Origin of the sequence: Streptomyces spiramenti, assembly GCF_012034385.1 — a bacterium.
GTDB classification, from domain to species: domain Bacteria; phylum Actinomycetota; class Actinomycetes; order Streptomycetales; family Streptomycetaceae; genus Streptomyces; species Streptomyces spiramenti.
Map to the genome: position 1 here is coordinate 1 of NZ_JAAVJB010000316.1, position 4611 is coordinate 4611.

A 4611-nucleotide genomic window follows, 5' to 3' on the forward strand; every position below is an offset into this window, starting at 1 on the left:
CCGGAGCACGGGCCGCGTCCGCCGGAGCGGCGGACCGGTCACCGGCCGCCGGCGAAGCGCCGGCGTCGAAGGTGCCGACGGCGCCCGGCTCGGAGTACCCGGGCAGGACGTCGTCACCCGGCCCCGGCACACCGGGCCCGTGTCCGCCGTGCCCGGCGGCTCCGCCGTGCCCGTGGTGGGTCGGGGTGCGGTGTGCGGCGCCGTGACGGGCCGGTGCGTGGCCGGCCCGGACGTGGCCGATCGCACCGCGCTCGGTGGCGTCCGCCTCACGGGCGAACTCGTCGAGCACCCGCAGGCCGTCCAGGGCCGCCGCGCAGTGGGGGCAGCCCGCGACGTGCGGGTCGTCGGCGACGGTGCCGTCGTCCCAGCTCTCCCAGAGCAGCTCCACCGAGCGACCGCAGGCCAGGAGTTCGTCGTCGGCGGGAAGGGCGGCGCTCCCCGGGGGGATGCCGTGGTCAGGGGGGCCCGAGGCGGGCGGGCTCATCGCCATGCGTCCATCGCCTCCATCAGATGACGCCGTGCACGGTAGATCCGGCCGCGCACTGCCTGGTGGGTGATGCCGACCGAGTCGGCGATCTCGTCGTAGCTCAGTCCGTGCAGTTCCCGCAGCACCCAGCACGCGCGCTGCTCGGCGGAGAGGCCGTTCAGCGCGCGGGACATCGCCTCCGCCGCCGCGGAGGACTCCGCCGCCCGCGTCGGCGACGCCTGGTGGTCGGGGGCGGAGGGCTCCGCCACCGCGTCGAGGTCGGAGGTCGGCCGCCGCGAACGCAGCACGTTGAGACAGCGGTTGGTGACGATCCGGTACATCCAGGTCAGGAACGCGGCCTGCCTCCGGAACTCCGGGAGACGGCGCCACGCGTTGACGAAGGAGTCCTGGACCGCGTCCTCCGCGTCCGCGCGGTCACCGAGCAGCCGGGTCGCCAGCCGCAGCAGCACGGGGCTGTGGCGGCGGACCAGCAGCTCGAAGGCGTCGTCGTCGCCCTCGGCGGCCCGGACCACCAGCACCGTGTCGTCCAGCGAACCCAGCACGGCCGCGGTCGCGGGTGTCGCGGCCTCGGGGACGGCACCGGGCGGGGGCAGCCCGCCGGACAGCTCCGGTACGGGCGGTTCGGTCCCGGCCGTGTCGGACGGCACGGTCGACGCCCTGACCTCCTCGGACACTCGCGCTCCTCTCCGACTCCGCCGTGCCCCGGCCGACGCCCGGGTACGGCCGGGAGATCCTGGCGCACTCCCCCGCGCACCCATTGGACACGCCGAAACGCCTCACGTCACGGTCTTCCGGGGATCGGGCCCGTCGCGTCGCCGAGAACTTCTCGCCGAACGCGCGTGACGAATGCGCCGCCCGACGTGTCCAACCGTCGACAGGCCCCGAGGGGCGAGCGAGCATCCCGAGCGAGAGCGAGGAGTCATGGCTACCACCACGTCCCCCGGCACCGCGGCCGACACGACCACTTCCCCTTCCGCGGGTGATCGCGCCACGAAGTCCGGTGCCGGTGCGACCACCACCGTCAGCAGCGGCACCACCGGTGTCGACCAGCCGGCGGCCGAGCGCGGAAAGACCTCGATCGCGGACGGCGTGGTCGAGAAGATCGCGGGCATGGCGACCCGCGAGGTGCAGGGCGTCCACGCGCTGGGCGCCAACTTCGCCCGCACCCTGGGCGCGGTGCGCGACCGCGTACCCGGCGGGCGCAGCACCAGCAACGTCAGCAGAGGCGTCAAGGCCGAGGTCGGGCAGAAGCAGACCGCCATCGACCTCGACGTGGTCATCGAGTACGGCGTGCCGATCCACGAGGTCTCGGAGGACATCCGGGAGAACGTCATCGGCGCGCTGGAGCGGATGACCGGGCTGGAGGTCGTCGAGGTGAACATCACCGTCCACGACATCCACCTGCCCGAGGACGACGAAGAGGAAGAGCCCGAGACCGCGCGGGTGCAGTGAGGTCGCAACGGCGACCCACCGCCCCCGCGCAGGGGACCGACCATGCCGCCTCGGCGGCTGCGGTCGCCCCGGCCGTCCGGACACCGAAACGCCCGGGGTGATGCCCCGGGCGTGGAACGGGGGTGCGCCGGGCGGAGCGCGGGACCGGGCGGGCGCGGGGCTGTGACGTCCTCGCGCCCGCCCGTCGTGCGCTCCGTGGCGGCGCAGGTCCGCTGTACGCGCCCCCGCCGGAGGTGTGACCTCGCCCCGGGACCGCCGCCGCGCACCGGCCGGCACCCCCGCGGGGGCCGAGACACGCGAACGGACCACGAACGCCCACCAGGAGGTCACCGCGCCCGGGAGGGACGGAAGCCATGGAACCGCAGATCACCACGGAGCACAGCCGTACGAGCCACGACCCCGCGACCGCCCTCGCACCCCGGGCCACCGACAGCCACGCCACCGACAGCACCGGCGCCGACGGCCCCGCGTCCGGTGTACTGCTCGGGGACGGGGCGACGCACGGCGCGCTGGACCTCACCTCGGTGGCGGGCACGGCGATCGCGCTGATCGCGGCCGTCATGCTGACGGTCGGGCTGATGGCCGCCGCCCTGCTGACCGTCGCCGCCGCACCCCAGCGCGGCCCGCGACCGCCGAACCCGCCCGGCCACGGCTCCGGGGCGACCGTCCCCACGGCGTCACGGCGGGCGGCCCAGGACTCCCGGCCCGGTGACACCGGTCGGAAGTCCGTCGAAAGAGCGGACGAAAGAACCGACAAAAGCCCAGGAACGAGTACTCCGCCGCCGGTCCGGGCACAACTGAAGCTCCCCGAATCGACCACGGACGGCCGCGGAGGCGGATACTCGACCTCGTACGACGACGAAACGGCGGACCCGCAGCGGCCCGCCGGTCCACAGACGGAACGACGGATGACGACGAACAACGTGGTGAGCACCGGGACCCCGGTGGCAGGCGGCGGGAACCCCCGCACCCTGCCGCGAACCGTCCCGGTGACGACCGGCGGCGCCGGGCGGCAGCCCGACCCGACACGGCACGACAGCGCGGCACGGGTGTGACCGGGACCACCCGGCAGGCCCGCACCGCGCGGGCGTCCGCGCCCCCGCACACCGGACCGTACGGATGTCCCCGCCGTACGGCCCGACCCCACCGCCCGGAGTCATCCGCACGGCGCGCCGTCCCCGGACGCGCCGTCGGCCCGGCCGGTCACCGCTCCCGGGGATCAGGCACGACATCGGCCCGGCCGACGGGCGGAGAGCACCATGAGCGCTGAAGAACCGCGCGAAGCGGACACCCCCACCACCGCCTCCTCCGCGGCCGACCCCGGGCACCCGCCCGGCGCTTCGGCACCCGAGGGCGCGGGCCAGGGACCGGTACGGCAGCCGTGGTACCGGCGCGCCTACCCGCTCGCCCTCGCCCGGACCCCGGCCCGGATGTGGAACGACGACATCACGGACTGGGCGGCGGCCCTCACCTACTACGCGATCCTGGCGGTCTTCCCGCCGCTGCTCGTCGCGGTCTCCGTCATGTCGATCACCGGCACGGAGTTCCCCCCGACCCTGATCCACCAGCTGAACTCGGTGGTTCCCAACGCCGCGCACGGCATCCTGGAACAGGCGTTGCGCGACATGACCGACCGCCATTCCGCCGCCTGGCTCCTGGCGATCATGGGTACCGCCGGTTCGCTCTGGTTCGCCTCCAGCTACCTCGCCGTCTTCCGGCGGGCGCTGCACACCATGCACGGGACCAAGGACGTCCGCCCGCCCTGGGTGACCGCCCCCCGCATCCTCGCCGGGGCGATGACGCTGCTGGCGCTGCTCTTCACCTGCGTGGTCGTCGTCCTGGTGAGCGGCGAGCTCTCCCGCGGCCTCGGCCGGCTCCTCGGGATGGACACCGCCGCGATCGCCGCGTGGAACGTCGTGAAGTGGCCGCTGCTGCTCTGCCTGGCGACGGTGCTGGTGCTGGTGCTCTTCCGGACCGGCCCACCCGCCACCCGGGGGCTGCGGCGCAACGGTCCAGGAGGGGCGCTGGCGGTGGTGCTGTGGCTGGCGCTGTCGGTCGGCTTCGCGGTCTACGCATCGCTGATGGGCACCTTCACCCGGATCTACGGCTCGCTGGCCGGCATCATCGTCTTCCTGATCTGGCTGTGGCTGTCCAACCTGGCGCTGCTCACCGGCGCGCAGTTCAACGCCGAACTGGACCGCATACGGCATCCGCGCGACGACGGCCTCGGTGGGCCGGGGGCATCGGACACCAAGGCGGCCACGGCACCCGGCCGGGTCCCCTTCGGCACGTCCGACCCGACCGCCGGACCCGCCGCCGGCGCCGGCGCTCCGGGGGCCGCGCCCGGCCCCGGCGCCACCTCGGACACCACGCCGCGTCCGCGCCCCGGCGGGTCGAGCGGCGGGGCCATCGTCGAACCCACGGCGGAGCCCGGTGCGGGGGTCCCGTCCGAGAGCCCGCGCCGAACCAACGGCACCGAGCCCGACGGCGCGCCACCGAAGGGGGCGCGGCCGGCGGACAGGGGCCGCCCGGCCGACGGAATCCGGCCCGAGGACACCGCCGCGCTGCCGGGCGGCCTCCTCGCCCACGGCACAGCGGTCAACGGCACCGATGTGAAGGGCCCGCAGGTCAACGGCCGTCGGCGGCCTTCCACGGCGCGGGCAGGCCGCGCC

The 4611-nt window shown here is 75.2% G+C and carries 4 protein-coding genes and 1 pseudogene; 3 read left to right on the forward strand and 2 right to left on the reverse strand.

What is annotated here, in order from left to right; translation table 11 throughout:
* Together HCJ92_RS22350 and HCJ92_RS22355 are read right to left on the reverse strand one after the other, a co-directional pair.
* Positions 1–490, reverse strand: a pseudogene (locus HCJ92_RS22350) (hypothetical protein); the annotation flags it as partial.
* Entirely contained in the window at positions 481–1029 is a 549-nt protein-coding gene (locus HCJ92_RS22355) for an RNA polymerase sigma factor (protein ID WP_338054328.1), read from the reverse strand. The pseudogene HCJ92_RS22350 and the gene HCJ92_RS22355, both read right to left, overlap by 10 nt.
* Positions 1030–1408: 379 nt before the next feature.
* Between HCJ92_RS22355 and HCJ92_RS22360 the strand changes: the two genes are divergently transcribed.
* The 3 genes from HCJ92_RS22360 to HCJ92_RS25190 all read left to right on the forward strand — a co-directional run.
* A complete protein-coding gene (locus HCJ92_RS22360) occupies positions 1409–1939 on the forward strand; it encodes an Asp23/Gls24 family envelope stress response protein (protein ID WP_167935419.1) in 531 nt (176 codons plus the stop codon).
* 353 nt (positions 1940–2292) lie between these two features.
* Positions 2293–2994 carry a hypothetical protein gene (locus HCJ92_RS22365; RefSeq protein ID WP_167935420.1) on the forward strand — a complete coding sequence of 234 codons (702 nt, stop codon included), beginning with the start codon at positions 2293–2295 and terminating at the stop codon, positions 2992–2994.
* Between the two features lie 204 nt (positions 2995–3198).
* Positions 3199–4611, forward strand: a 1413-nt coding sequence (locus HCJ92_RS25190) for a YihY/virulence factor BrkB family protein (RefSeq protein WP_245241136.1), incomplete at its 3' end; no start/stop codon positions are given.